Below are 26,625 nucleotides of genomic sequence, written 5' to 3' on the forward strand. Positions count from 1 at the left end.
GGCCAGCGGGGCTGGCCTTGAAAGGGAGGTAATTAACGAAGTCGTGGGGCCGCTTTATCAAGCACACCATTCACAAACTTGTGGCTGTCTTCGGCGCCAAAACGCTTCGCCAGTTCCACCGCTTCATTAATCACGACTTTATACGGCACATCTTCACGTTTCACCAATTCGTACATCGCCAAACGCAGCAGAGCGTGCTCCATGTCGTCCAAGTCTTGCAATGGACGTGACAAGTAAGGACGCATTTTGCTGTCTAGCTCTTGATGACTCAGTACCACGCCGCTAAACAGATTGCGGAAATATTCCACATCGGTTTCAGGCTCACGCAGAAGTGGCTCTGCGTCTTTGTGGTCGTCTTCTTCGTACTTTTCGGCTGCAAGGAATTGTGCCTCAATATCTGCGATATTGCCTTGCGCCAGTTGCCATGAATAGATGGCTTGCAATGCAAATTGGCGTGCATTACGTCGTGCGGCTGGTTTCACTCTAACCCCCGTTTAGGATTCAATCTGGGACAGGACATTGACCATTTCAAGCGCGCTCAGTGCAGCCTCTGCCCCTTTATTACCAGCCTTGGTACCTGCGCGTTCGATGGCTTGCTCAATGGTGTCAACAGTCAGCACGCCAAAGGCGACTGGGGTTTCAAACTCCAGTGCAACCTGTGCTAACCCTTTATTACATTCTCCGGCCACATAGTCAAAGTGGGGCGTGCCACCGCGGATCACCGAACCTAGCGCCACAATCGCATCGTAGCGACCGCTTTTAGCTAGTTTCTGGGTCACCAAAGGCAACTCGTAGGCACCGGGACAGCGGACCACGGTAATATTATCTTCGCTGACTTGGCCTTGGCGCTTCAGTGCGTCGATCGCACCTGATAGTAAACTCTCGTTGATAAAGCTATTAAAGCGAGAGATAACAATAGCAACCTGCGCGTTGGGCGCGGCAAATGCACCTTCGATTACGTTCATGAGCCTTCCTGTGACTTGCTTTCCGGAATGAGAAACCGCGCGATTCTACCACATTTTTAGCGAATGGCACCATGTTCCGTGCCCGCCAACCCTGTCGCACATCGCGCGGCCTTTCTTGTTACTTTATTCGGTGACGTATTCCACCACGTTCAAACCAAAGCCTGATAGTGCGTGATAGCGTTTCGTTGATGACGAAAGCAAACGCATTTGCTTAACGCCAAGGTCTGCCAAGATTTGCGAGCCAATGCCAACACGGCGTGACGTGCCTTGCCATTTGGCGCTAGCTGGCTGCTCGCCTTTATCTTGCGCTTCAAATGCTTTCACCTTATTGATAATGGCATCGCTGGTTTCTTCTTTCCCCAAAATCACCAACACACCACCGTCATGACTGATCCGTTGCATCGCACGGGTTAGGCTCCAGCTGCGCTCAGCCGTTCGGTCAGATTGAAGCACATCGGTAAAGGTATCTTGCAAGTGTACGCGAACCAAGGTCGGGTCAGCGGTCACTTCGCCTTTACACATCGCATAGTGGATTTGGTTATCAATGGTGTCACGGTAAGTGACCAAATCAAACTCACCAAATTCGGTGGGCAATTTACAAGACGCGACACGCTCAATGGTGGTTTCGTTAAGGTTTCGGTATTCAATCAAATCTGCAATGGTGCCCAACTTGATACCGTGCTTTTCACAAAACACTTCCAAATCAGGGCGACGCGCCATGGTGCCATCTTCGTTGAGGATTTCCACAATCACGGACGCAGGACTAAAGCCTCCTAAGCGGGCCAGATCACAGCCAGCCTCGGTGTGACCGGCACGGGTCAGAACACCACCCTCTTGTGCCATTAAGGGGAACACATGGCCCGGCTGAACTAAATCGGCAGCTTTCGCATTAGGCGCGACCGCAGCTTGTACGGTACGTGCACGATCGGCCGCAGAAATGCCGGTGGTCACCCCTTCCGCCGCTTCAATTGACACCGTGAAAGCAGTGGAAAATTGCGCGTTATTGTCAGACACCATCAAAGGTAATCCAAGCTGCTGACAGCGCTGTTGGGTCAGCGTTAAGCAAATCAAGCCCCGACCATGGGTGGCCATGAAATTGATAGCTTCTGGCGTGATCGCTTCGGCCGCAATGATCAAATCGCCTTCATTTTCGCGATCTTCGTCATCCATCAATACCACCATTTTACCTTGGCGGATATCGTCAATGATTTCTTGGGCACTACTTATTGCCATCTTGGATTCCTTATTTCAAAAAGCCGGAACGGGCCAGCGTATCAAGGCTGACTCCCGTTGATTGTGTGGGTTCAGCCGCCTTGTCACCGAGCATTAATCGCTCAAGGTAACGGGCGATCACATCAACTTCGATGTTCACTTTGCGCCCAGGGGCAAACGTTTGAATCGTGGTTTGTTCAGCAGTATGCGGCACGATGGTGAGCTTAAATGCACTGCCATTGACATCGTTCACCGTCAGGCTAATCCCATCTACTGTGATCGAGCCTTTTAACGCCACATATTTGGCGAGCTCAGACGGTAATCTAATCCAGTATTCCCACGCGCGGCCGGTTTGGTTCACTGAGGTCACTTCACCGAGGCCATCAACATGGCCTGCCACCATGTGGCCGCCAAATCGCGTGGTGGGTAGCATCGCCTTTTCAAGATTGACCTTGTCTCCGACCGACAAGTGCCCTAGTGATGAACGCGCAAGGGTTTCAGATGACACATCTGCGCTGTAGCCCGTTGCGCTCAATGCTACCACGGTCAAGCACACCCCATTGGTGGCGATACTGTCACCCAGTTTGACATCACAGAGATCAAGCTCACCACTGTCGATAGTCAAAGTCATGTCTTGCCCGCGGCGAGTCAAGCGTTCTACTCGGCCTACCGCTTCGATAATTCCAGTAAACATCGTTATTCGTACTCTTGCGTGATCACGGCATGCTCAGAGAGCATGGCGGTTAAGCGAACATCGTCACCGATCCTCGTCACGTGATTAAAGTGAAAGCGCGGTGCATCGTCCATCCGTTGCATCCCATCTAAAGCAACCAAGGGGCGACTATCGCCTCCTAACAAGACGGGGGCTTGGTAAACAATCAGTTCATCGACTAACGATTCAGTGAGAAGCTGACCCGCTAGCCTTGCGCCCGCTTCGACCCACACTTTGTCAATGTCATGTTCCGCCAATGCGCGAAGGATAGCGGTGAGTGACGCATCGGGCATCACCCATTCTTGCACGTTATCCGGCCACGCATGATTACTCGGTGAATCAACAATACGGATCACATCACCGTCAAGCTGATAGACGGTTGCATCCGGTGAAGTTTTATTGTCTCTATCTAGCACAACACGTGTCGGTTGGCGCACAGTCGATTGCGGATAAGCATCAAGTGTGGCTCGAGGAAGTTGGCTTTGGCGTACATTGAGGCTGGGGTTATCGGCCAATACCGTGGCGCTGGTCGATAAAATGGCACTGGCTTGAGCACGAAACGCTTGCACATCGGCGCGTGCGGGCTCACCGGTGATCCATTTACTTTGGCCATTGGCTAAGGCGGTCCGGCCATCGAGGCTCCCTGCCAGCTTAAGCTGTACATACGGCATTTGGGTGAGCATTCGCTTAATAAAGCCGGGATTCAGCGCCTTGGCCTGCTCCGCCATCACACCGACGACCACCTCAATACCTGCTTCTTGTAAGCGCGCAATGCCTCTCCCTGCCACTTGAGGATTGGGATCTTGCATGGCACACACTACGCGACTGACGTTAGCGGCAATTAAGGCATCGCAACACGGTGGCGTGCGACCATAGTGAGAGCAAGGCTCTAAGGTGACATAAGCTGTCGCCCCTTGTGCACGTTCCCCCGCCGCCTTTAAAGCGTGTACCTCGGCATGTGGCCCGCCGGGAGCAAGATGAAACCCTTCACCAACAATGTCGTCACCATGCGCAATCACACAGCCCACATTGGGATTCGGGGTCGTGGTAAAGCGCCCTTGAGCGGCAAGCGCGAGTGCGCGCGCCATCATGGTGTTATCGCGTTGGTTGTTACTCATTTTTGCAGCCGTGCAATTTCTTCACCGAACTCACGAATATCTTCAAAGCTATGATAGACAGAGGCAAAACGGATATACGCCACTTTATCGAGCTCTTTGAGTGCTTCCATCACTAAGTTACCAACCGAGGCTGAGCTAATCTCTCGCTCACCGGTCGCGCGAAGGCGTGATTTAATGCTATTGATCGCTTTTTCAATATCGTCCGCACTGACAGGCCGTTTTTCCAGTGCGCGCTGAATGCCACCGCGCAGCTTTTCTTCGTCAAAAGGCTCACGATTACCATTGGTTTTGATGATGCGTGGCATCACCAGCTCTGCCGTTTCGAACGTGGTATAGCGTTCTGCGCACGCCAAACACTGGCGACGACGACGAACTTGATGGCCATCGGCGACGAGTCGAGAATCGATCACTTTGGTGTCGGTTGCACCACAGAATGGACAGTGCATGGGGCTAGCCTCCTCAATATCATCCCGTTAGTGTAACCGATTTGCGATTATGAAAAAGCCTGCAAACGGCGAGTTTGTAACGATTCTGTGCGCAAAGCTGATTTCGCTAAGAATCGGTGGCTAACCACGCACAAAAAAGGCGCCTGAAGGCGCCTTTGCTGTTTCACTTACAACGCTCACCGGTTACGCATAAACCGGTAGGCGGCGGCAAATGGCCTGAACTTTTTCTTTAGTTTCAGCAATCACTTGCTCATTGTTGATGTTATCTAACACATCACACATCCAATGCGCGAGCTGTTCAGCGTCTTGCTCGGTAAAACCACGGCGTGTAATCGCTGGCGTCCCCACACGAATGCCTGAGGTGACAAACGGGCTACGTGGATCGTTCGGCACACTGTTTTTGTTCACTGTGATATTCGCGGCACCGAGCGCAGCATCCGCTTCTTTACCAGTGATGTCTTTGTCAATCAAATCAACCAAGAACAAGTGGTTGTCAGTTGACCCTGACACGATGTTATAACCGCGTGCTTGGAATCCCTTCACCATTGCACGGGCGTTATCAATCACGCGCGCTTGATAGGCTTTAAACTCAGGTTCCATCGCCTCTTTAAACGCGACAGCTTTACCCGCAATCACATGCATCAGTGGGCCACCTTGGCCACCTGGGAACACCGCAGAGTTGAGCTTTTTGTAGAGATCTTCACCCGCATTAGACAGGATCAAACCGCCGCGCGGCCCTGCAAGGGTTTTATGGGTGGTGGTGGTAACCACGTGTGCATGTGGTAATGGATCTGGATACACGCCTGCTGCAATCAAACCAGCAACGTGTGCCATGTCCACCATGAACCAAGCGCCCACTTTGTCGGCGATTTCACGCATACGCTTCCAATCCACCACTTGCGAATAGGCAGAGAAACCACCAATGATCATTTTCGGCTTATGTTCCAGCGCGAGCTGTTCCATTTGCTCGTAATCAATCTTACCCGCTTCATCAATGCCGTACGCAACCACTTCATAGTGTTTGCCTGAAAAGTTGACCGGAGAGCCGTGCGTTAAGTGGCCACCATGCGCCAAGCTCATGCCCAAAACCTTATCGCCTGGGTTTAGCAGCGCCATATACACAGCACTGTTAGCTTGTGAGCCAGAGTGAGGTTGCACGTTAGCATATTCACAACCAAACAATTCACACGCACGCTCAATCGCAAGAGCTTCCACTTTATCGACATGCTCACAGCCGCCGTAATAACGCTTGCCGGGGTAGCCTTCGGCATATTTGTTGGTCAGTTGAGAGCCTTGCGCTTCCATGACGCGTGGGCTGGTATAGTTTTCTGACGCAATCAGCTCAATGTGTTCTTCCTGACGAGCCGTTTCTTCTTCAATGGCTGCGAACAGTGCCGGATCGTAATCCGCAATTTTCATGTCACGCTTTAGCATTTGTCTCTCCTGACTCAATGGTGGCGGGCTATTACCCTTAAAGCGAATGCTATCCGTACCCAAGTTGGCCCGATAGCTCGAATGGTTTTGATATGGCATAGTGCACCACACCTTGGGTTAGTCGCCTTACACATTTAAAGTGACTAAACCAAGGCAAACAGGCGGAAAAGTCGGCGTTTTAAAAGCCTGACGCAAACGTTTACGCTACCGCCATTACTGCGTTCGTCATTCTACAAAAAAACCACTGCAACAGGTAGTGTCAATCGGCCGTTTTTTTTATACGTCGGTTGTGCCAGATTAGTCCGCCATACAGAAACGCAGATTGTGCGCTGTAAACAATTTACACGCGAGTATCAAATTGCTGACATCCTATCAGCCAGTGATTTACTTGGCTGACTTTTTATTACTTTCATTTGGCGATAAAATCCGCGCCCGCAATTCCCATTAACCTTTTTTAACCGCCAGCCTATTGGGTTTTGGCGGGGCTTTTGTTGCTAACACGTTTTTGTTTTTATCACGCTAATTAAGTAGGGAGAAGCCGTGTGAGTCAGTATCAACACAGCTTTAAAGAAGACATTATTGCTATCGCCTCGGGCGCGTTTTTAGTCGCCCAGGGGGTATTTTTCTTGCAACAGGCCGGACTCTTAACCGGGGGGACCACAGGCCTGGCGTTATTAGTCAGCCAATTTACCGACCTATCGTTCGGTACTTTGTATTTTCTTTGCAATTGCCCGTTTTATGTAATGGCTTGGTTTCGTATGAGTCCGCGATTTGCATTACGCAGTTTACTCGCCGGTGGCGCGGTGTCCGTGATGGCCGACCATATCGCCTACTTTTTTCAAATCACTTGGTTGGCCCCCGCCTATTGTGCGGTCATTGGTGGCTTGCTGATGGGCGTCGGCATGTTGATGATTTTCCGCCACAATGCCAGCTTAGGCGGTTTTAACGTACTGGTGCTTTATTGTCAGGACAAGTTTGGGATCTCGGCAGGAAAACTGCAAATGGGTATCGACTGTACCATCCTGGCGTTATCTTTCTTCCTCATTGACCTCAATCTCTTGATGTGGTCGGTGGTTGGCGCGATTGTGCTCAACTTAGTCTTGGCGATGAATCATAAGCCGGGTCGTTATCAAGCGCATCCGGCCAACCCTGGCGCGTAGCCAATCACCACACAAACAACAAAGCCAAGCATCGCGCTTGGCTTTTTGTTTCTTACCGAATTAGTCCAACTCGCGATATTAAATCGCTTCTTCGTCTTCCTCACCGGTACGGATACGCACCACGCGTTCAACATCGAAGACAAAGATTTTACCATCACCAATTTTACCGGTTTGTGCGGTATCAATGATGGTTTCAACACACTGTTCTGCGACATCATTCGCGACCACGACTTCCAGCTTGACCTTAGGCAGAAAGTCCACCATGTATTCAGCGCCTCGGTAAAGCTCAGTATGACCTTTCTGACGACCAAAACCTTTTACTTCTGAGACAGTCATCCCCGTGATGCCCACGTCGGCAAGTGCTTCGCGTACGTCATCGAGTTTGAATGGCTTGATGATGGCTTCAATTTTTTTCATTCCGTTATCCTTCTCGTTGGCCGCAGCCGGTCCTGATGGATCAGTTGTTTAGCTGAAATTGTATCGCAGCCGGATAAAAAATCATCCATCGATTCACGCTTATCACTAAAAAGCCGCCATAGATTGGCGGCTTTGATTGGTATAAGGCTTATCCCAGTGTGACCCGCGCGTTGCGGAACATGCGCATCCACGCACTGTCTTCGCCCCAATCATCAGGGTGCCAAGAGTTAGCAACCGTACGGAATACCCGCTCAGGGTGCGGCATCATAATGGTGACGCGGCCCGACTCAGTGGTCAGCGCGGTAATGCCATTTGGTGAGCCATTCGGGTTGGCAGGATACGCTTGTGTTGGCTGGCCGTGATTATCGGTGTAACGCAACGCCACCGTGCCTGACGCCTCAATAGCCGCCAGATGCTCTGCATCACGCACCTCAACGCGTCCCTCACCATGCGATACCGCAATGGGCATCCGTGAACCCGCCATCCCAGCAAAGAAGGCGGAGGGGCTTGATTGCACTTCCACCAGGCTAAAGCGCGCTTCAAAGCGCTCCGACTCATTACGAACAAATCGTGGCCAGTGTGCGGCGCCTGGGATCAGTTCATGCAGGTTCGATAGCATTTGGCAGCCATTACACACCCCAAGTGCTAGCGTGTCTTCACGGCCAAAGAAGGCACTAAATTGGTCGCGCGCACGGCTGTTAAACAGAATGGATTTCGCCCAGCCTTCACCAGCGCCTAACACGTCACCGTAAGAGAAACCGCCACAGGCCACCAGCCCTTGGAAACCGTCCAAACTAACGCGTCCTGAGAGAATGTCACTCATATGAACGTCCACAGCGTTAAATCCAGCGCGATCGAAGGCGGCGGCCATTTCCACATGCGAGTTCACGCCTTGCTCACGCAAAATAGCCATGGTCGGTTGTTGACCGGTCGCGATATATGGCGCAGCAATATCTTCGTGCACGTCAAAGCTCAGGCTGGCGTGCAACCCAGGATCGGCCTCCTGCTTGGCGTCAAACTCTTGACGAGCGCAGTCCGGATTATCGCGACGCGCTTGCATCTGATAAGTGGTTTCAGCCCAAATCTGACGTAAGTGCTGGCGACTGGCTTGATAGATAGGCTCCTCACTGTGACGCAAGATAATCTCATCGCTATCGCTTAAGCCGCCAATCAGGTGACTGCATGCGGTTAATTGATGTTCATCCAACACCGCATTAACACGCTCGAGAGCTGACGCTGCCACTTGGATCACCGCGCCCAGTTCTTCGTTAAACAGTACCGACAAGGCATCGTCGCCTAAACGGGCGATGTCGACGTCAATACCGGTGTGACCGGCAAACGCCATTTCTGCCAAGGTGACGAACAATCCGCCATCAGCTCGATCGTGATACGCCAGTAGCTTTTGCTCTGCTACCAAGGTTTGCATCGCATTGAAAAAGCCTTTTAGGCGGGCGCTGCTGGTGACATCGGCAGGCTTATCGCCCAACTGGTGGTAAACCTGAGCCAACGCGGTTGCGCCCAGACGCTGCGCGCCCTCACCGAGGTCAATCGCAATCAAGTGGCTATCACCTTTATCGGTACGCAGTTGTGGGGTCACGGTACGACGCACATCTTCCACGCGGCCAAAGGCGGTGATAATCAGCGACATCGGAGCGGTGACGGTTTTGTTTTCACCGTCTTGCTGCCACTGGGTTTTCATCGACATCGAGTCTTTACCCACCGGAATGGTCAGTGACAGCTCAGGACACAGCTCCTCGCCAACGGCTTTAACCGCTTCGTACAAGCCGGCGTCTTCGCCCGGATGACCTGCCGCGGACATCCAGTTCGCAGACAGTTTAATGTTAGTCAGGCTGCCAATATCGGCACAGGCAATATTGGTAAGTGCTTCGCCGACAGCCATACGGGCAGAAGCAGCAAAGTCGAGCAAGGCAGCTGGGGTACGCTCACCCATCGCCATCGCCTCGCCGTGATAACTGTCATAGCTGGCCGCCGTCACCGCACAGTTAGCGACGGGTACCTGCCAAGGGCCGACCATTTGGTCACGCGCAACCAGTCCGGTCACCGAACGGTCACCGATAGTGATCAAGAAGGTTTTCTCCGCCACCGCCGGCAAGCGTAAAACACGCTCACAGGCTTCCGCTAGCTCAATGCCTTGGGTGTTAAGCGCGGTACCTGTCACTTGCTGACGCGTCACATCCCGGTGCATTTTGGGCGCTTTACCCAGCAAGATATCCATCGGCATGTCGATAGGAGTATTGTCGAAGTGGCTGTCTTCAAGCGACAGATGACGCGCATCGGTGGCCTCACCAATCACCGCGTACGGCGCCCGTTCACGCTCGCATAAGGCTTCGAAAAGCGCCATATTTTCCGGTTTAACCGCCAAGACATAACGCTCTTGTGACTCGTTACACCAGATGGCGAGCGGATTCATTCCCGGCTCATCATTAGGAATGTCACGCAAGTTAAAGCGTCCACCGCGGCCGCCATCATCGACCAGCTCTGGCATCGCATTGGACAGTCCCCCCGCGCCCACATCGTGGATAAAGGCAATCGGATTATCGTCGCCAAGCTGCCAGCAACGATCAATCACCTCTTGGCAGCGACGCTCCATTTCTGGATTCTCACGCTGTACCGAGGCAAAGTCTAAGTCTTCCGCCGACTGGCCTGATGCCATCGACGATGCTGCACCGCCGCCAAGGCCGATGTTCATCGCCGGACCACCTAACACAATCAGTTTAGCGCCCACGTCAATCTCGCCTTTTTGCACATGACCGTCGCGGATGTTACCCATACCACCGGCGATCATGATGGGTTTGTGATAGCCACGCACTTCCTCACCGGCATGCGAGGTCACCAATTGCTCATAGGTGCGGAAATAACCCAGCAAGTTAGGTCGGCCAAATTCGTTGTTAAACGCCGCGCCGCCTAGCGGGCCTTCCAGCATAATATCGAGCGCAGTAGCAATGCGCTCAGGCTTGCCATAATCGCGCTCCCACGGCTGAATAAAGCCGGGAATTTTGAGGTTAGAGACGGAAAAACCGACCAATCCTGCTTTGGGTTTGCCTCCGACACCGGTTGCCCCCTCATCACGAATCTCACCGCCAGAGCCTGTTGCCGCGCCTGGCCACGGTGAAATCGCGGTAGGATGGTTGTGGGTTTCCACCTTCATCAAAATATGAGCCGGCTCATGGTGATATTGATAAGTGTGGCTGTCAGGGCTGGGGAAAAAGCGCCCAACGTTTGAGCCCGTCATCACGGCTGCGTTGTCTTTATACGCCGACAGCACGTTATCTGGGGTTTGCTCATAGGTGTTTTTAATCATTTTAAACAGCGACTTAGGCTGTTTTTGACCATCAATAGTCCAGTCGGCGTTGAAAATTTTGTGTCGGCAATGCTCTGAGTTGGCTTGCGCAAACATCATCAGTTCGATGTCGTTAGGATTGCGCCCCAGCTGGGTGAAGTTCTCGACCAGATAGTCAATTTCATCTTCTGCCAGTGCCAACCCTAGGGCTTGGTTGGCCTCGACTAAGGCGGCGCGGCCACCTGATAGAATGTCTACGCTATGCATCGGCGCAGGTTCCGCTTGCTCGAATAGCACCGCGGCAGCCTCAAGCTCACTGAACACAGCTTCCATCATCCGATCGTGCAACAATCCGGTTAAGGTTGCGTGTTGCTCACTGGTCAAAGGAGCAGATAACTGAATATAGTACGCCGTACCGCGCTCCAAGCGTTTCACCGCGTCCAAGCCACAGTTATGGGCAATATCGGTTGCTTTGGATGACCACGGCGACAAGGTGCCGGGACGAGGCGTAACGAGAAACAGCGTCCCTTCAGGCGCATGCGGCGGTAAAGTGGGCCCGTAAGTCAGCAACTTTTCGAGCTTTTCGCGACTCGCGCTATCCAAGGGGTGATGCAAATCAGCGAAGTGAATAAACTCAGCATACAGTGCCGTGACTGGCAACTGATGCGCTTGACAGCTAGCCAGCAGTTTATTGACACGAAACTCAGACAGTGCGGGGGAACCACGCAAAATATCCATGTGCGTACGTCTCTCGTTAGCAGTTAGTGAAAGGGGTATACCCAAATTAACACGCGTTGGCATGTAAACTTGGGTATCACAACTCACACTGGCAGCCTTTGCTGTCTGCAGGTTTACGCCCATTTTTTGCTGGCCTTTTAAGCAAGCGGCGGCCATTATAGGGGAAAATCCTCGCGGGCAACACACCTGACGCAACCGTTTGCGCAAAAAATTTCCCCTCTATCGGTCGGACGCCTATTCACGTAGAATGGAGGGTCCATTGATCACGGCCTGTGTCTTCACGCCGGCCCGCAACAAGAGCAACAGCCTTTGAGACAGCGTCGATTTACTCTGCCATCTTGGATTGCCTGCGTGGCCCTTGTGCTGCTAACCCTGCCTTTGGCGGGCTGTGATTGGCATTTTGATGACCGTACGACTCTCGAAAAAATCCGCGATCGCGGCGTGCTAAGAGTGGGCACACTCAATAATCAGCTTTCTTATTACATCGGTCCTAATGGCCCAACCGGCCTAGATTATGATTTAGCCAAGCGCTTTGCCGATAAGCTGGGCGTAAAATTGGAAATGACGCCTACCTACACGCTCTCCGGGCTCTTTCCCGCCCTTGAGCGCGGCGATGTTGACATTATTGCCGCAGGCCTGACCATCACACCGCAACGCCTTGACGCCTTTCGCCCCGGTCCTGCGTACTATTTTGTTAGCCAACAAGTCGTGTATAAAAATGGCCACTGGCGACCGCGTGATGTCGATGATTTCAACCGAGATGATGCTGTAATGGCAGTGGTTGAAGGCTCCAGTCATGACTTAACATTGCAATCACTGAAACAAGCCCATCCTGCACTGTCTTGGCAAGTCGTCCAAGATGCCGATGACGACGAACTCCTCAAACAAGTCGCGAATGGTGACATCGACTTTACCATTGCCGACTCCGTCGACATTGCGCTGATCCAACGCACCCACCCTGATATCACCGTCGCGATGGAACTGAGCGAAGACGAGCCAGTCGCTTGGTTTATGAAAAAGCAAGGCGATAGCAGCGTTTACGCCCTGATGGTGGAATTTTTTGGTGACCTTGCTCAAAGCGGTGAACTGGCGATTTTGGAAGAGAAATACTTTGGTCACGTGGATCAGTTTGATTACGTCGATACCCGCGCCTTTTTGCGCGCGATTGAGAGCAAACTGCCCAAGTGGGAGCCGCTATTTAAAAAATACGCCAATGAATTTGACTGGCGTTTACTCGCCGCCCTGTCTTATCAAGAATCACATTGGAACCCGCGCGCTATTTCACCGACTGGTGTGCGCGGCATGATGATGCTGACCTTACCGACCGCAAAATCTGTCGGCGTACGCAACCGACTTGATCCCGAGCAGAGCATTAAAGGCGGCGCCCTTTATCTGCAACGGGTATTGGAACGCGTACCGGATAGCGTGAACCCGCATGAACGTATTTGGTTCGCGCTTGCCTCGTACAATATCGGTTTTGGCCACATGATGGATGCACGCCGCCTCACGGAGGCACAAGGGGCCAACCCTAACTCGTGGAGTGATGTGAAGAAGCGTCTGCCCATGCTCGCCAAGCGCCAATACTATACCCAAACACGCTACGGCTATGCGCGTGGATACGAGGCGTTAAGCTACGTCGAAAATATCCGCCGTTATTATCAAAGTATTCTAGGCTATGAAAAAGCGCATATTGAAGCGCTCGACAATGAGCAGGTTGAAGACTTAGGCGGCCTACAAACCATTGTCGCGCCAGCGCCTGAGCAAGAGTCTGAAACCGTCACAGACACTGACGAAACGTCACCACAAAGCGACGCTAACCAGCAACAGCAATGAGGGCAGTATGGTTCCGAGAAAACGGCTCGTGAGAAGTAACTTCCGTAAAAACACGATTTCCGCCGCTAACCGGCGTAAGCGCATGCGTCAAAATATGCACAAGAAAGTGCTTTGGCGACAACGTACGTTTGCCATCCGCGAGTTCGCCGCCTTTGACGATGCGTTTTAACCCTCGCCCTGCTCTCGAGCCGCTTTTTTAGCGGCTTTTTTTTCGGCTCGGCGACGACGAAAAAACGCTTGAAGCTGCTCACGGCAAGCATCCTCAAGCACCCCCCCTTGCGATGCCACGTGATGATTCACGCCCTCGTAACTGAGCAAGTTCATCACCGATCCTGCCGCACCGGTTTTAGGGTCGGAGGCGCCAAAATACACGTTGCGAATACGGCTATGTACCATAGCCGCCGCACACATCGGACAAGGCTCTAAAGTGACATACAAGTCAGCATCAATCAGGCGATAGTTACCCAGCACTTGACCTGCTTGGCGCAGTGCCATGATTTCCGCATGCGCAGAAGCATCATGTTGGGTAATTGAACGGTTCCATCCGGTCCCGATAATCTCCCCTTGGTACACCACCACAGCCCCGACCGGCACCTCACCCTCTTGCTCGGCTTTTTCCGCCAGCGTCATGGCGTGGCGCATGTATTTTTCGTGCTCGTTTGATGGCGTTTGCAACTCGCTCATTCAAAACCCTGTAACTTCACCCATTGAGATGGCGCCAAGTATACGACACAAATAAGCCGGCTCGAAGGCCGGCTTGTCTGTCGTCACGTAGGAACGCGTTATTGAACCAAGTATTGATAGCTTGCTTGAATGCCCAACGGCAACCCAACCGCCCAATAAGCCAGAAGGAAAAGCGTCCAGCCCACCAGCATAGTGATGGAGTATGGGATCATTAACGAAGCCACAGTGCCAATCCCGGTCGATTTCACATAGCGCTGGCAATACACCACCACTAGCGGGAAGAACACCATCAATGGCGAAATAATGTTAGAGACAGAGTCACCCACACGATACGCCGCTTGTGATAGCTCAGGCGAAATGCCGACAACCATCAGCATTGGTACCAGAATCGGACCAATCAGTCCCCATTTTGCCGATGCCGACCCGATCAGTAAGTTGACCATGGCGGTGAGCAGGATCATACCCACAATCGTCATTTCACCCGGCAATTTCATCGATTGCAGCAACTCAGCGCCGTTGAGTGCTAACAAAGTACCAATGTTGGATTGGGTAAATGCAGCCAAAAATTGCGCACAGAAGAACGCCATCACCATGTACGCCCCCATAGTCGCCATGGTATCCGACATGGATTTGATTACGTCTTGGCTGGTTTTAAAGGTACCTGCAGTTTTGCCGTAGACAATGCCCGGAATAATAAAGAGCACGAAAATCAGCGGTACGATTGATTGCATAATCGGCGCATCAAATGCGGTCAGTTCCCCTGACGGAGAGCGAAGCGGCGATGTTTCCGGCAACGCAGCAGCAACAAGCGCAGTAATTCCCACCAACATGGCCAAGCCTGCGCGGTTAAAGGCTTTGCCTTCAATCGCCGTGAATGAACCAAGGTCAGGAGCGTCTTCAGCATCCTCATCAATCGGCGTGCGGCTAAGGCGCGGTTCAATGATTTTCTCAGTTACAAACCAGCCTAATGCCACAATCAAAATCGATGACAGGCCGGTAAAGTAGAGGTTTGCGAGTGGATTCACCTGATAGGTATCATCCAATACGTGAGCGGCTGATTCGGTAAATCCAGCGAGTAAAGGATCAATGCCAGACGGAATAAAGTTCGCTGAAAATCCCCCCGAGACACCGGCAAACGCGGCGGCAATCCCCGCCAATGGGTGGCGTCCCGCCGCATGGAAGATAATCCCGCCTAGTGGGATCACCAGCACATAGCCTGCATCTGCGGCAGTGTGGGATACAATCGCTACCAAAATCAGTATTGGTGTAAGCGCTTGCTTCGGCGTCACACTCAACATTTTCTTCAGACCGGTGGTGATAAAGCCTGACTGATCAGCCACTCCCACCCCCAGCATCGCAACCAAAACAATGCCCAGCGGCGCAAAACCAGTAAAAGTGTTAACCATGTTGGCTAAAAAGTGTGCGAGCGCATCGCCGGTCAGTAGGTTGTTCACTTGCACCGCATTCCCCGTCAGCGGGTGAACGGCATCGAACTCAACTTGCGATAAAATGGCCGACAGTACCCAAACGGTAATCAAGCCCCAGAAAAACAACAGTGCCGGATCAGGAATACGGTTTCCTGCCCGTTCAATCATATTTAAAAAACGGTCTAACCCTCGCGGGCCGTCAGCATCGGCTGACTGACTAAGTTGACTGCTCACAGCTCACTCCATATAGTTTCAATGTCGCCACAGCACATGCCCTGACGCTGCCTTTAATGACAAATTAATGAAATATCGGCCCCAGTAAAGCAAAAATCAGCATAGTTAGCTACACATCACCCTGTTAGCAAAATGTTAACCATCAGATATATTTGCTTTTCAGCACAAAAAACCGCAATGACGGGATAACCCTGAAACATTTAGAAACAAAAAAGCACGTAGTAATAGAGAATAAACGTCGCACAGTGACTCTTTGATGCTCACCTTGAGCGCTGTGTTGACTGGCTATCTTCTTATTGCCAATTTTTATTCGCTGAATAACTCTCCTTGTTTGGGCGTTAATTGGAGAAGCTTCGAATTTATAGAAAATTAATAGCCGTTTTTTCGCTGCCCCATCCCCCACCATAAACATCTGTTATATAAGCACTTATTTTTATGTTGGCTTACTCGGGCAAGTTTTTGCCTCAGGAATTTCTGTTATATCATGCCGTTATGTAGAAACACGAGATGATGAAAGTGGACATCAGTCGAATAAACACGCGCTGGATTGAAGGGGACACACAGCCAGAAGCTCCAGCGGCCAAAGAAACACAACAAGAAAAACTCGCTCGCCACCGCAAGGCTCGCTTCGAACAAAGCGATCAAGCATGGGAGTATGTGCAAGCCAACGAAGATCGCTATGCCAAGCACAGAGCAGAGGTGCTTGCCAAAAGAAAGCCGTCAGAACAGGTTTATCCGTTTACAGATGAAGCGTTGCTCGAAGACGCACGCGAAGTGGCAAAAGAGTACCAATGGGATCATTCGCAACAAAGGAACACTCGCCTTGCTGTATTAACGCTAGAAGAAGCAAATGAGTATTTAGACGCCTTTATGCAAGATACGCATGGGCAGCTATCAGCGGGTAAGGACTACACCGGCGTAGCAACTGGCTTGAAAGGAGCCTATGAAGTTGCGAAAGAGCTGGGAGGATTGGGAGCGACAGCGAAAGCCGTTAACATCAACGGTGTGATGAACATAGTGGTTGAAAACTACAAACCCCGTTACCTAGATATTGGCCCGCGCTGGCAAGCAGCCACTCCCCAGATGCTAAAGTTGGGACATGCACTCAATACAGTGAAAGGTAATATCACCTTCCTTAAAGGCAATGTTTATGTCGAAGTTGTTTTTAGTGGCGCTGTAAATGCCGTTGACTATATGCTTCACAATGAAAAAACATTAGGCGAAGTGGTTGGTCAATTTTCTGCAGATGTTGCTAAAGGCGTTGTGGCGGGAGTCATCGCGCAAGGCTTTACATTACTCGTTAGCGGTGTAATAGCGACTTTCATTGCGCCGCCTACTGTAGCAGTATTAGGTGTATTTACTATCGCTGCTTTTGGTATTGGCTTTATTGTTTCAGAAATTGATGACGAGTATAATTTCACCGAACCGATGAAAAGAGAAATTGAGAAATTAATCAATGAAAATTAATCGTTTCAAGTCGTCAGGGTATTTGGTTTTATTAATTCCGTTTTTATGGGGAAGTGGATATTTCTCTCTGAGGATGTTAACTTCACTCTCTTCTTATGAAAGTGTTGTTAAGGTTTACGCTCCTATTAACAATGCTTCTTTGCTGGCTATGTTTAGTTTATCAGTTATTTTATTTCTGATAATGGTTGTTACCTTCATTTCAGGTCGATCTTTAAATTGGCTGCCGAAAATATTTTTGATGATTTTTTTATCATTGGTCGTCCTTTCATTTACATATGGCTGGTATATAACAGAAAAAACAAAGAAAGAACTTAACGAGCGTGGTTATGTTGAGTGTGAATCGAAAAGAGATTTAGGACTAAAATACTCTAGCCGGACTTATGCTTTGTCACCTGATATATGTTCTTCTGAGTGATTTCTACTATAAACATAAACCTTTTATAGAGAACAAGAATGCTCTTAATAATTAAAGATATTCTTGTTCTCTTATAATTACTATCAATCCTTTACTCCATGAAACCCGCTTCCTTTCCTGCAGTGCTACTATTCGTAGATCTTTTCAAGTTGTTGTTTATTCTCGACACCGAATACACCAAATGCGAGCCAGTGTTTATCAATGTCTAAGCAGTGACTGATTTTGACCACGGTCTCGAGAGTGGGGGAGCGCTTTCCTTTTTCCCAATCAATATAGGTCATCCGCGCAACGCGAAGTGATTTCGCTGCAGCAACTTGCGAGAGTGATTGGCCAGGGCAAGATCACGAACGAATTTTGAGCAAAGTAGATCAGTTTGACGATCACTTATCGCTGTGATCATATACTCCCTTTTTGACGGGAGTTCACGATGTCCATCGATGCTTTTTCTCAGTACTTTTCTGTTATCCAAGACACACGACAATCAGCCAAAATTTCGTACCCTTTGTTCGATATCTTATTCCTAACGGTGTGCGCCACCATTGCTGGCATGGAGGGATGGGAAGACATTGAAGACTTTGGCGAAGCACACCTTGATTGGCTGCAAGATAAAGGCCTGTTCCTTCAAGGCATTCCCGTTCATGACACGATTGCCAGAGTGGTTTCTTCCATCGAACCTGACCAGTTTCAGGACTGTTTTTTGAAATGGATGCAGGCCGTCAACGTGCACGCTAACGGCGCTCTGATTGCTATCGACGGGAAGGTGCTCCGTAGCTCCTATAACCGAGAAGATAGGCAATCCACTCTCCACATGGTCAGTGCCTTTGCGACAGCGAATGGTGTGGTAATGGGCCAGGTTAAGACTCAAGACAAGTCGAATGAAATCACAGCGATACCCGAACTCATCAACCTGTTGGACATCAAGGGATGCTTGGTTTCCATCGATGCTATGGGTTGCCAAACAGGTATCGCCAAGCAAGTTGTTGAGCAAGGTGGTGACTATTTACTCGCAGTCAAAGGCAATCAAAAAAGCTTGGAGAAAGCGGTTCAAAAAGCCCTGGCACCGTTAGTTAAAATAAGCCCAGAATGCGACATTGAGCACGGGCATGGACGCATCGAAGCACGCGAATATTACGTCATGCCAGCGCAGAAACTGGCGATAGATTTCCCCGACTGGCAAGCGCTTCAAACGGTCGGTGTTGCTATTAGCTATCGCATTGACTCAAAGGGAGAAGAATCACTGGAATACCGCTATTACATTAGTTCAGCGACACTGACACCGGAACGATTTGCCGAGGCAGTTCGTGGTCATTGGGAGATAGAAAACCGACTCCACTGGGTTCTCGATGTGACCATGAATGAGGATGCGTGCCAAATTTATCGTGGGCATGCGGCGGAGATTCTCGCTGGCGTGCGTCACATGGCTCTTAATATGCTTCGGTTAGAGAGCAGCAAAAAGGCAAGTATTAGACGCAAGCAGAAGATGGCATCGATGAATGTTGCTTATTTAGAGCAAATTGTACTGGCCGGAATCAAAGGGTTGACTGAAATTTGAGCATACGTAATCTCGCCCTGAGTGATTGGCGCTTTCGAGCATATTCCAGTCTTTTCTCGAAGGTATCGAGTTTGTTCTTGCCTGCCATACTACCCTTACTTCCCTGTTAACTGGCTTCCTGCCAATACTGCAATCATGGCGCTTATTATCTGATTTACCTCTGTTATTTGAAAGAGCTTGTGAGCCGCTGTGTTTGGTCTGCCTCACACTACAGGACTAAAGCCGCGCCCGCGCTCCACGGCAAGTTGGCCATCACGCACATCGCCCAGCGAACAACGGTCAGCAAGCGCACCACGCTGGGCAGCGTCATGGCCACCGCCGCACATCGCGGGCACACTTTCTCTTCTCAACCCCTACCCCAATCTTGGGGCGCCCTGCTTCGCAAGGCTATGAACGTCGCACCGCAACTGCGTTGCCGTGCGTTTTATCGTGCTATGCTGAAGGCATAGAGATGCTGTTTTCTTTAACTCTTTCGGGATGAGGTTCTGCAGCCTTATCAATATCTTTTTGTATTGCCAAACTCTCTTTATATTCCGTAGCCTCTGCTTTTAAAGTCCAGTGCACATCGTTGATGCCATGCTCCTCAACGGTTTGCTTAATCGCTGAAATCGTGGTTCTAAAGAACTCTTTTCTTGGGTTGATTTTGTTAACTGATGCTAACTCAAACCGCTTATGGAGTGCTTTCTCAAGAGAGGGGGCATCATCACTATAAATGATGGCGTGGACATCGAAAGCGAACGGAACAGAAGCATCGCCAAGCTCTTTTACGCGATCCATGGGCTCTAACCGACGTGTCATACCAATCTTGAACACTTCTTCACCGAAGCTGCCAATATTGCTGATCACATAAACATGACCACGACGAGTTTGCTGTGCCATAGAAATAGCTCGCTGGCCTCGGTCTTCTGCATCTTTCAGCTTTGCCTCTAGCTCTGCGAGTTGCGCCTCATATTCGACTTTTTGTTCTTCAGTGGCTTGATTTAGCTCTGAACGCGCCTTTTCGAGCGCTTTTTGTAGCATGCGCTCTTCTTTCTCTGCTTCTTTTTTAGCCTTTTCCATTTCACGAATGGCTTTTTCTTCTTCGCGGATCTGAGCTTTTATCGCTGCCTGTTCTTCTTTCTCAATTTTTCTCAACTCAAAGGTTGCCACGGTCCACTTTAACTCGGTAAGGCGTGCATCTAAGTACTCTTGGTTGATGCGCGCATTCCTAAACGGAGCACCGTTATGGTTCACAAGCGCAAAAGCATCAATGATCTCTTGCTTTATTTTTCCAAAATTATCGTGTTTGACCTTTGATAGTGCGCTATCAACCTTTCCATTAAAAGCGTCAACGGCGAAGTGAATAGCATAGGTTCTACGGTTTACCTCTGCGTAATCACAGCTACCCGCACGTCCATCTTTGACCATTTCCCTCACGCGTTTTCGAGCTGATTTAAGCTCTTCTCCCGCCTCTTTATGGCTAAACTCCTCGGCTAAATCATCCAGTATTGAGTGGTTCGGTATGATGTATTCATCCCGGTACCCTTCAATCGTATTGCGCATGGCGATGATCGCTTTCTCGTAAGAGTCTGCTTTTGCTTTTGCTTCCAAGGCACTACCTGCTATCTCCTTCGCTTGCTCTTCCGCGAAGTTGGTAATTCGCTTCGCTTCGTTGGAGGCTTCTGTCTTTAATGATTGTGCCTGTTCTTTCGATTCTTTGAGAGTAGCTGTCGCTTCGGAAAGGATACGTTCAGCTTCATGCCTAGTGGATTGAGCATCTTCTTCAGCTTCATCAAGAAGCTCTTTGGCATGTCGCTCTATGTTTGTAATAGGCGCATATTTTTCCTCAAACTTAGCAAGTCGAGATAACGACTCTTCAACGCGTTCGTTAGCTTTATCCAGTTGTCGTTGAAGTTTTTTCCGCTTGACTCTCGCTACGATGAGTAAAATCCAAGGGAGGAAAATAACGCCTAATGCTATTAATGTACCCGTATCCATTCGAAATCCTGAAGTTTGTTGTTAAAACGATCAACTATGCCTTAAAAGCACCGTCACAAGCATTGTGATATGTCACGTTTATTGTGCAAGCCTTGCCAATTTAGCAGACATGCGAGTTATTCGAGGTTATGGCAGGTTTATGTGTCACGTTCTATTTGCAATTTGTAATAAATACCCAATTGCGGTTTTTTGATTTTGGCGCAAACAGCAAAGGCCTTCAGATAAAACGTAAGCGGCTAGCGTCTCATTTTGTCGATTTGATCGACCGATCTCGTCATGTCCTTATAGGCACGCCCGGCCAGCTTGTTTTGGAATACCTCCATTTTGTCGGCAATAGCTTTCATCTTTGGGCCGTGTCCGGTGTTGGACAGCCATGACGTCAATAGTTGATGGGTAGCGATCATAAAAAATGCCAGTCAGAAAACTGACTGGCATTGTTATTAGTTGGCAAAGCTTACTTCGCTACCTAGCGAGCCTTATTCCCACTCGAATATCAACGAGAACAAAATACATCTAAATAACAGATGGTTAGGGATGCTACCTTTATCGATACCATCATCTATACCATGCGCAGAATTTTTTTAACTTTTTGCTGATTGTCGAAGTATTTCATAACATTACAAACTCATACCATAGTAGCTTGTTCCGTAGTTCTTTTACGACTACCAACCACCAAAGCAAGACTTAGCAGCGTAATTAATGAAGCAGATAAATAAAGCGTACTAATATTCCAATGGTCTAAAATTCCTGCTCCTAATACGGCTCCCGTACCAACAGCACCATTGAAAATAGCAGCATAAATAGCTGAAGCTGGTAATGCATCGTCTTTGGCTAATCGGATGATCCATGTTTGAAGACCAACGAATAGTATCGCAACACCAATGCCCCATCCGGATACGAGCAGCAATGTCATGATTTTGCTGTTAACAGTCGGAAGGCTAATTAACATCAAACACAACGAAATAAGTAGAAGCCCTGTGCCAAGGACTCTCTTTAAGTGGTTGTCTATATACATTCCGCACATGAAGTTGCCGACTATGCCAGCAATACCAAATGTCAACAGACAGATAGAGATCCAACTGTTTGGCAGGGCAATCACTGAAGAAAGTAGCACCTCAACATAAGTAAATGCAGCAAAGTGTGAAACGATACCACAAGCCGCAATGAGGTATACGATTCTCAACTTCGAATTTCGAAACACAGAGAAGAGTTGCCCCCTTCCCAAACGCGGTGTACCTGATACATGCGGAAGGCTTAGAGCCAGAGTTAATGCCGTAACAACAGATAATATTCCTAAAAGTGAAAATGATAATCGCCAGCCAGCATCAGCGCTTATCCAATTAATAAGTGGGACACCTAAAACACTCGCGGTTGAAACACCCCCGAAAATAATGGCAGTGGCTTTCCCCACGCTACTTTCTGAGACCAGCTGTGCGCCCAAAGTGCCAATCATTGCCCAGAAAGCACCATGAGCAAGAGCACCGACAAGCCTGGCAGCTAACAATACGCTAAAACTATGACTGACAGCCGCCACGCCATTGGACAGCCCCAACAATAGCATCAGTCCGACTAACAATGGTCGACGGGGTAAATGACTAATCATCATGACTGAAATTAAAGCGGCAGCGGCACCAAGCCATGCATACAAAGTAACAACTAACCCTGTAGAGCTAGCACTCTGCTGCATATCTTGTGCAATCGAAGACAACATACCTATTGGTGCTAACTCAGTAGCAACAACCGTAAATGACGCAATACCAAGCATAAAAACAGCGACCCAGCTGCGCCAATTTGTGTAGTTTAACGGGCTCAAGCGTTCACTCCTTTCATACCTTCAGTTGTATAACGCTCCCCTGCGGGCTGAAATTCTCGCACTGCTGATTCAATGCGGGCCAAATCCTCTGCCGTTAATACGACATCAGGAGCCCCCAAGTTATCGACCAAATGCTTCATTTTCTTTGTGCCCGGAATAGGTACGATGTCAGGCCCCTGTGCTAATAACCATGCCAATGCAATTTGTGCCGAAGAGCATGACTTACTACTGGCCATGCTAGCAACCACCTCTGTTAGCGGCCGATTTGCTCTTAGGTTATCAGGCGTGAATCTCGGTAATGATTGTCTTGCATCTTGAGGAGTAAAGTCACTGTCAGGCGTAATATTCCCTGTCAAAAAACCACGCCCTAATGGGGAATAAGGAACAAAACCAATACCTAATTCTCTACAAGTTGGCAAAACATCTTGCTCCACATCACGGGTCCACAGTGAATACTCGGTCTGCACGGCACTAATTGGATGAACAGCATGCGCTTTTCTCAGTGTACTTGCGCTGACCTCAGATAAGCCAATATTTGCAATTTTCCCCTCCTTAACCAATTGAGACAACGTAAAAACGGTTGTTTCTATAGGCACATTAGGATCTAATCGATGGATATAGTATAAGTCGATGCATTCAACACCTAAGCGGCGTAGTGAACTCTCACAAGCACGGCGAATATAATCTGGACTATTATCAATTACTCGTTGGTACTCCTCAGGACGACGTACAATTCCACACTTAGTCGCAACTTTAATTGCAGCATGGCTTTCTTTCAAAAACTCTCCAAGTAGCTGCTCGTTATGATAATGGCCATAAGTGTCTGCGGTATCTAAAAAAGTGCAGCCAAGATCAATAGCTTTATGGAGTACCGACTTGGATTCGGCGTCATTTCTGGGCCCATAGAATTCACTCATGCCCATACAGCCTAACCCTATCTCGGAGACTTCAAGACTTTGACCTAATACACGTTTCTTCATGATTGATATCCCTTGGTTTACGTTGAGATATTCAGTATATTTTCCGAAAGTGGAGGTTTATATGCACACAAACCGCAATCAGCTTTCCGAAAATGGAAATCAGCCCCCCCCGTCTTTGAATTGGGATGATGCCAGGATATTTCTCGCCATCGCTAGAGAAGGCACATTAAGTCGCGCAGCAAAGCGATTAAAGTTGGGGATTGCCACCACTTCTCGACGTTTAGAACGTCTGGAGTCGGCGCTACAGGTTTGCTTATTTACACGTGATCAGCAGGGCTATACATTAACCGATGAAGGCAGAGATCTGGTTTCACCGGCTGAAGCCCTAGAGCAAGCTGGCTTTGCTTTTGGAGATGCTACTTATCGTAATAATGATCAAGTGATGGGTAATGTCCGCCTAGCAACAGCGCAAGGATTAGCTGATCACCTCATTATTCCAGCCATGCCAAAACTTATTGCTGCTCATCCAAATTTAACCGTAGAGATAGTCACGGGCGTGTCCACAGTTAACCTGCACCGACGCGATGCTGATATTGCCTTGCGTATGGTAAGACCGGAACGGGGTAATGTGAGCATCCGCCGACTAGGTACACTAGGGTTTGGGCTTTACGCCTCACAAGACTACGTAAACAATAGAAAGAGCTCAGACACCACTAGCCTATCTTTCGAACATGATGATTTCATCGGGTGGTCTGAATTGCAGCAAAATTTGCCAGCAGCACAATGGTTAACCAAAATGTTAAAAGGAAAGCCTTTTCGCTTAACCACAACCAGCCTATCGGCACAAATGAGCGCTGTAGAAGCAGGGGTTGGGATGGCGATACTCCCTCATTTTACCTCCAAGAAAAAAAACTTGGTTTGTGTGCAAGGAAATGTGGGGTGTGATCAGCCGATTTGGTTGGCTATTCACTCAGATTTAGCTCACTCACGCAGAGTTAGAGCTGTTGTCGATTTTCTGGATACACTGATTTCTGAAAACCAACAGTCATTATCCCCATAAAAAATGCCAGTCAGAAAACTGACTGGCATTGTTATTAGTTGGCAAAGCTTACTTCGCTACCTAGCGAGTCTTATTCCCACTCAATCGTCGCAGGCGGTTTGCCGGAGACGTCGTAAACCACGCGGGAGATGCCGTCGACTTCGTTGATAATGCGGTTCGACACTTTGCCAAGGAAATCGTATGGCAGGTGTGCCCAGTGCGCGGTCATAAAGTCGATGGTTTCGACGGCACGCAAGGCAATGATCCAATCGTATTTACGGCCATCGCCCATCACGCCAACGGAACGTACCGGTAAGAAAACGGCAAAGGCTTGTGAGACTTTATCGTACAGATCGGCGTTGCGCAGTTCTTCGATAAAGATTGCATCCGCGCGACGTAAAAGGTCACAGTATTCTTTTTGGATCTCGCCCAGCACACGCACACCAAGGCCAGGCCCTGGGAATGGGTGACGGTAAAGCATGTTGTAAGGCAGGCCTAGCTCAAGGCCAATCTTACGGACTTCGTCTTTGAACAGCTCTTTGAGCGGTTCAACCAAGCCCATTTTCATTTCTTCCGGAAGACCGCCCACATTGTGGTGCGATTTAATCACGTGTGCTTTACCGGTTTTCGAGGCTGCTGATTCAATCACATCCGGATAGATGGTGCCCTGCGCCAACCATTTGGCGTTTTTCATTTTGGTGGCTTGCTCGTCGAATACTTCAACAAACACGCGGCCAATGATTTTACGCTTAGCTTCAGGGTCAGCTTCGCCTTTCAGCGCGTCAAGGAAGCGGTCTTCGGCGTTGACATGGACAATGTTGAGACCGAAGTGGTCACCAAACATCTCCAGTACTTGCTCGCCTTCGTTAAGGCGTAGCAGGCCGTTATCCACAAATACGCACGTGAGCTTGTCGCCAATCGCGCGGTGAACCAGCATTGCCACTACTGAGGAATCAACGCCACCAGATAGGCCAAGGATCACTTCATCATCACCGACTTGCTCGCGAATACGCTCAACCGCGTCTTCGATGATAGATGCAGGGGTCCATAGGCGCTCACAACCGCAGATGGTCATCACAAACTGCTCTAGCATGCGTTTGCCTTGGCGAGTATGCGTGACTTCCGGGTGGAACTGTACGCCGTAGAAACGCTTCTCTTCATTAGCCATCGCAGCAAACGGACAGGTGTCGGTTTCAGCGATTTTGACGAAATCTTCTGGGATAGCGACCACTTTATCACCGTGGCTCATCCACACATCCAATAGCGCGGTGCCATCTTCTGCGATCGCATCTTCAATACCATCAAACAAAGCACTGTTGGCAACACGCTTAACTTGGGCATAACCAAATTCGCGGTGCTCAGAGCCGGCCACTTTACCGCCCAGTTGCTCAGCCATGGTTTGCATGCCGTAGCATACGCCAAGCACCGGCACGCCAGCATTAAAGACATACTCAGGCGCACGCGGTGAGCCAGCTTCAGCGACACTTTCAGGGCCACCGGAAAGGATGATGCCATCAGGGGCAAAATCACGAATATCTTGCTCTTCTACATCCCAGCTCCACAACTCACAATACACTCCGATTTCACGGACACGACGTGCGATCAGTTGCGTGTACTGGGAGCCAAAGTCGAGGATCAAAATACGTTGAGCATGAATGTTTTTGGTCATTATCTGGCTTTCTCAATTAAGTGGAACAAAGGGGCGTTGTTAGCCCTCTTGGACGAATAGAAAGCGGTGTGACCCTTAAGCCACACCGCCAT

24 protein-coding genes are annotated in these 26,625 nt (G+C 49.7%); 7 read left to right on the forward strand and 17 right to left on the reverse strand.

The window, feature by feature from the left end; genetic code table 11:
* Positions 1-32 precede the first annotated feature (32 nt).
* The 7 genes from nusB to glyA form a co-directional block, all read right to left on the reverse strand.
* Positions 33-482, reverse strand: a complete 450-nt coding sequence (gene nusB / locus N7E60_RS10960; RefSeq protein WP_069589278.1) for a transcription antitermination factor NusB — start codon at positions 480-482, stop codon at positions 33-35.
* A gap of 12 nt (positions 483-494) precedes the next feature.
* On the reverse strand, positions 495-965 hold the full coding sequence (gene ribH, locus N7E60_RS10965) for a 6,7-dimethyl-8-ribityllumazine synthase (protein ID WP_069589277.1): 471 nt from the start codon (positions 963-965) through the stop codon (positions 495-497).
* 123 nt (positions 966-1,088) lie between these two features.
* Positions 1,089-2,198, reverse strand: coding sequence for a bifunctional 3,4-dihydroxy-2-butanone-4-phosphate synthase/GTP cyclohydrolase II (gene ribBA, locus N7E60_RS10970; protein WP_069589276.1), 1,110 nt, complete (start codon positions 2,196-2,198; stop codon positions 1,089-1,091).
* Between the two features lie 10 nt (positions 2,199-2,208).
* A complete protein-coding gene (locus N7E60_RS10975) occupies positions 2,209-2,871 on the reverse strand; it encodes a riboflavin synthase (RefSeq protein WP_069589274.1) in 663 nt (220 codons plus the stop codon).
* A gap of 2 nt (positions 2,872-2,873) precedes the next feature.
* The gene (gene ribD / locus N7E60_RS10980) at positions 2,874-4,007 is read right to left on the reverse strand and encodes a bifunctional diaminohydroxyphosphoribosylaminopyrimidine deaminase/5-amino-6-(5-phosphoribosylamino)uracil reductase RibD (protein WP_269597490.1); all 1,134 of its coding nucleotides are present in this window, start codon (positions 4,005-4,007) and stop codon (positions 2,874-2,876) included.
* Positions 4,004-4,453: a transcriptional regulator NrdR gene (gene nrdR / locus N7E60_RS10985; RefSeq protein WP_069589271.1), complete on the reverse strand. Its 450-nt coding sequence runs from the start codon at positions 4,451-4,453 to the stop codon at positions 4,004-4,006. Before nrdR ends, ribD begins: the two co-directional genes overlap by 4 nt.
* Before the next feature lie 183 nt (positions 4,454-4,636).
* The gene (gene glyA / locus N7E60_RS10990; protein ID WP_069590692.1) at positions 4,637-5,887 is read right to left on the reverse strand and encodes a serine hydroxymethyltransferase; all 1,251 of its coding nucleotides are present in this window, start codon (positions 5,885-5,887) and stop codon (positions 4,637-4,639) included.
* A 542-nt stretch (positions 5,888-6,429) separates the two neighbouring features.
* Between glyA and N7E60_RS10995 the strand changes: the two genes are divergently transcribed.
* A complete protein-coding gene (locus N7E60_RS10995; protein ID WP_269597491.1) occupies positions 6,430-7,047 on the forward strand; it encodes a YitT family protein in 618 nt (205 codons plus the stop codon).
* 78 nt (positions 7,048-7,125) lie between these two features.
* Here N7E60_RS10995 and glnB read toward each other — a convergent pair whose 3' ends face one another.
* Both glnB and purL read right to left on the reverse strand, forming a co-directional pair.
* On the reverse strand, positions 7,126-7,464 hold the full coding sequence (glnB, locus tag N7E60_RS11000) for a nitrogen regulatory protein P-II (RefSeq protein WP_069590688.1): 339 nt from the start codon (positions 7,462-7,464) through the stop codon (positions 7,126-7,128).
* Between the two features lie 148 nt (positions 7,465-7,612).
* Positions 7,613-11,503, reverse strand: a complete 3,891-nt coding sequence (gene purL, locus N7E60_RS11005) for a phosphoribosylformylglycinamidine synthase (RefSeq protein WP_269597492.1) — start codon at positions 11,501-11,503, stop codon at positions 7,613-7,615.
* A gap of 363 nt (positions 11,504-11,866) precedes the next feature.
* Here purL and mltF point away from each other — a divergent pair, with 363 nt between their 5' ends.
* Complete coding sequence (gene mltF, locus N7E60_RS11010) at positions 11,867-13,336, forward strand: membrane-bound lytic murein transglycosylase MltF (protein ID WP_069590696.1); 1,470 nt, start codon at positions 11,867-11,869, stop codon at positions 13,334-13,336.
* 7 nt (positions 13,337-13,343) lie between these two features.
* Positions 13,344-13,505: a hypothetical protein gene (locus N7E60_RS11015; protein WP_167314748.1), complete on the forward strand. Its 162-nt coding sequence runs from the start codon at positions 13,344-13,346 to the stop codon at positions 13,503-13,505.
* Here N7E60_RS11015 and tadA read toward each other — a convergent pair.
* On the reverse strand, positions 13,502-14,020 hold the full coding sequence (gene tadA / locus N7E60_RS11020) for a tRNA adenosine(34) deaminase TadA (RefSeq protein ID WP_077455538.1): 519 nt from the start codon (positions 14,018-14,020) through the stop codon (positions 13,502-13,504). The two genes, N7E60_RS11015 and tadA, sit on opposite strands and share 4 nt — an antisense overlap.
* 98 nt (positions 14,021-14,118) lie before the next feature.
* Positions 14,119-15,681: an AbgT family transporter gene (locus N7E60_RS11025; protein ID WP_269597493.1), complete on the reverse strand. Its 1,563-nt coding sequence runs from the start codon at positions 15,679-15,681 to the stop codon at positions 14,119-14,121.
* A 507-nt stretch (positions 15,682-16,188) separates the two neighbouring features.
* Between N7E60_RS11025 and N7E60_RS11030 the strand changes: the two genes are divergently transcribed.
* Both N7E60_RS11030 and N7E60_RS11035 read left to right on the forward strand, forming a co-directional pair.
* Positions 16,189-17,148 (forward strand): hypothetical protein, encoded by a 960-nt coding sequence (locus N7E60_RS11030; RefSeq protein ID WP_332301850.1) that lies wholly within the window; start codon positions 16,189-16,191, stop codon positions 17,146-17,148.
* Positions 17,138-17,563 carry a hypothetical protein gene (locus N7E60_RS11035; protein ID WP_131825264.1) on the forward strand — a complete coding sequence of 142 codons (426 nt, stop codon included), beginning with the start codon at positions 17,138-17,140 and terminating at the stop codon, positions 17,561-17,563. Before N7E60_RS11030 ends, N7E60_RS11035 begins: the two co-directional genes overlap by 11 nt.
* A 128-nt stretch (positions 17,564-17,691) precedes the next feature.
* Here the strand turns inward: N7E60_RS11035 and N7E60_RS11040 are convergent, their stop codons facing one another.
* The gene (locus tag N7E60_RS11040) at positions 17,692-17,844 is read right to left on the reverse strand and encodes a helix-turn-helix domain-containing protein (RefSeq protein WP_269597494.1); all 153 of its coding nucleotides are present in this window, start codon (positions 17,842-17,844) and stop codon (positions 17,692-17,694) included.
* A gap of 146 nt (positions 17,845-17,990) precedes the next feature.
* On the opposite strand from N7E60_RS11040, the gene N7E60_RS11045 reads away from it, so the two are divergent.
* Positions 17,991-19,115 (forward strand): ISAs1 family transposase, encoded by a 1,125-nt coding sequence (locus tag N7E60_RS11045; RefSeq protein WP_269597162.1) that lies wholly within the window; start codon positions 17,991-17,993, stop codon positions 19,113-19,115.
* A gap of 203 nt (positions 19,116-19,318) precedes the next feature.
* Here N7E60_RS11045 and N7E60_RS11050 read toward each other — a convergent pair whose 3' ends face one another.
* From N7E60_RS11050 to N7E60_RS11065, 4 genes are all read right to left on the reverse strand, one after another.
* Complete coding sequence (locus tag N7E60_RS11050; RefSeq protein WP_269597495.1) at positions 19,319-19,450, reverse strand: hypothetical protein; 132 nt, start codon at positions 19,448-19,450, stop codon at positions 19,319-19,321.
* Between the two features lie 97 nt (positions 19,451-19,547).
* Positions 19,548-21,092 (reverse strand): DUF4041 domain-containing protein, encoded by a 1,545-nt coding sequence (locus N7E60_RS11055; RefSeq protein WP_269597496.1) that lies wholly within the window; start codon positions 21,090-21,092, stop codon positions 19,548-19,550.
* 625 nt (positions 21,093-21,717) lie between these two features.
* Positions 21,718-22,905, reverse strand: coding sequence for an MFS transporter (locus tag N7E60_RS11060; RefSeq protein WP_077458360.1), 1,188 nt, complete (start codon positions 22,903-22,905; stop codon positions 21,718-21,720).
* Positions 22,902-23,885, reverse strand: coding sequence for an aldo/keto reductase (locus tag N7E60_RS11065; protein ID WP_269597497.1), 984 nt, complete (start codon positions 23,883-23,885; stop codon positions 22,902-22,904). Before N7E60_RS11065 ends, N7E60_RS11060 begins: the two co-directional genes overlap by 4 nt.
* On the opposite strand from N7E60_RS11065, the gene N7E60_RS11070 reads away from it, so the two are divergent.
* Positions 23,884-24,885, forward strand: a complete 1,002-nt coding sequence (locus N7E60_RS11070; RefSeq protein ID WP_269597498.1) for a LysR family transcriptional regulator — start codon at positions 23,884-23,886, stop codon at positions 24,883-24,885. The two genes, N7E60_RS11065 and N7E60_RS11070, sit on opposite strands and share 2 nt — an antisense overlap.
* A gap of 70 nt (positions 24,886-24,955) precedes the next feature.
* On the opposite strand, the gene guaA is transcribed toward N7E60_RS11070, so the two are convergent.
* Positions 24,956-26,533, reverse strand: a complete 1,578-nt coding sequence (gene guaA / locus N7E60_RS11075; protein ID WP_069590677.1) for a glutamine-hydrolyzing GMP synthase — start codon at positions 26,531-26,533, stop codon at positions 24,956-24,958.
* Between the last annotated feature and the right edge of the window lie 92 nt (positions 26,534-26,625).

It is taken from the genome of Salinivibrio proteolyticus, from assembly GCF_027286365.1.
Classification (GTDB): Bacteria; Pseudomonadota; Gammaproteobacteria; order Enterobacterales; family Vibrionaceae; genus Salinivibrio; species Salinivibrio proteolyticus.

Bases quoted from the DNA above. Each gene is read 5' to 3' on its own strand.
- N7E60_RS11040 (WP_269597494.1), bottom strand. From the start codon at position 17,844: ATGACCTATATTGATTGGGAAAAAGGAAAGCGCTCCCCCACTCTCGAG.
- N7E60_RS11055 (WP_269597496.1), bottom strand. From the start codon at position 21,092: ATGGATACGGGTACATTAATAGCATTAGGCGTTATTTTCCTCCCTTGG.
- glnB (WP_069590688.1), bottom strand. From the start codon at position 7,464: ATGAAAAAAATTGAAGCCATCATCAAGCCATTCAAACTCGATGACGTA.
- purL (WP_269597492.1), bottom strand. From the start codon at position 11,503: ATGGATATTTTGCGTGGTTCCCCCGCACTGTCTGAGTTTCGTGTCAAT.
- N7E60_RS11015 (WP_167314748.1), top strand. From the start codon at position 13,344: ATGGTTCCGAGAAAACGGCTCGTGAGAAGTAACTTCCGTAAAAACACG.
- N7E60_RS11030 (WP_332301850.1), top strand. From the start codon at position 16,189: ATGATGAAAGTGGACATCAGTCGAATAAACACGCGCTGGATTGAAGGG.
- guaA (WP_069590677.1), bottom strand. From the start codon at position 26,533: ATGACCAAAAACATTCATGCTCAACGTATTTTGATCCTCGACTTTGGC.
- ribBA (WP_069589276.1), bottom strand. From the start codon at position 2,198: ATGGCAATAAGTAGTGCCCAAGAAATCATTGACGATATCCGCCAAGGT.
- N7E60_RS10975 (WP_069589274.1), bottom strand. From the start codon at position 2,871: ATGTTTACTGGAATTATCGAAGCGGTAGGCCGAGTAGAACGCTTGACT.
- N7E60_RS11045 (WP_269597162.1), top strand. From the start codon at position 17,991: ATGTCCATCGATGCTTTTTCTCAGTACTTTTCTGTTATCCAAGACACA.
- tadA (WP_077455538.1), bottom strand. From the start codon at position 14,020: ATGAGCGAGTTGCAAACGCCATCAAACGAGCACGAAAAATACATGCGC.
- nrdR (WP_069589271.1), bottom strand. From the start codon at position 4,453: ATGCACTGTCCATTCTGTGGTGCAACCGACACCAAAGTGATCGATTCT.
- N7E60_RS11065 (WP_269597497.1), bottom strand. From the start codon at position 23,885: ATGAAGAAACGTGTATTAGGTCAAAGTCTTGAAGTCTCCGAGATAGGG.
- ribH (WP_069589277.1), bottom strand. From the start codon at position 965: ATGAACGTAATCGAAGGTGCATTTGCCGCGCCCAACGCGCAGGTTGCT.
- ribD (WP_269597490.1), bottom strand. From the start codon at position 4,007: ATGAGTAACAACCAACGCGATAACACCATGATGGCGCGCGCACTCGCG.
- N7E60_RS11035 (WP_131825264.1), top strand. From the start codon at position 17,138: ATGAAAATTAATCGTTTCAAGTCGTCAGGGTATTTGGTTTTATTAATT.
- N7E60_RS11070 (WP_269597498.1), top strand. From the start codon at position 23,884: ATGATTGATATCCCTTGGTTTACGTTGAGATATTCAGTATATTTTCCG.
- glyA (WP_069590692.1), bottom strand. From the start codon at position 5,887: ATGCTAAAGCGTGACATGAAAATTGCGGATTACGATCCGGCACTGTTC.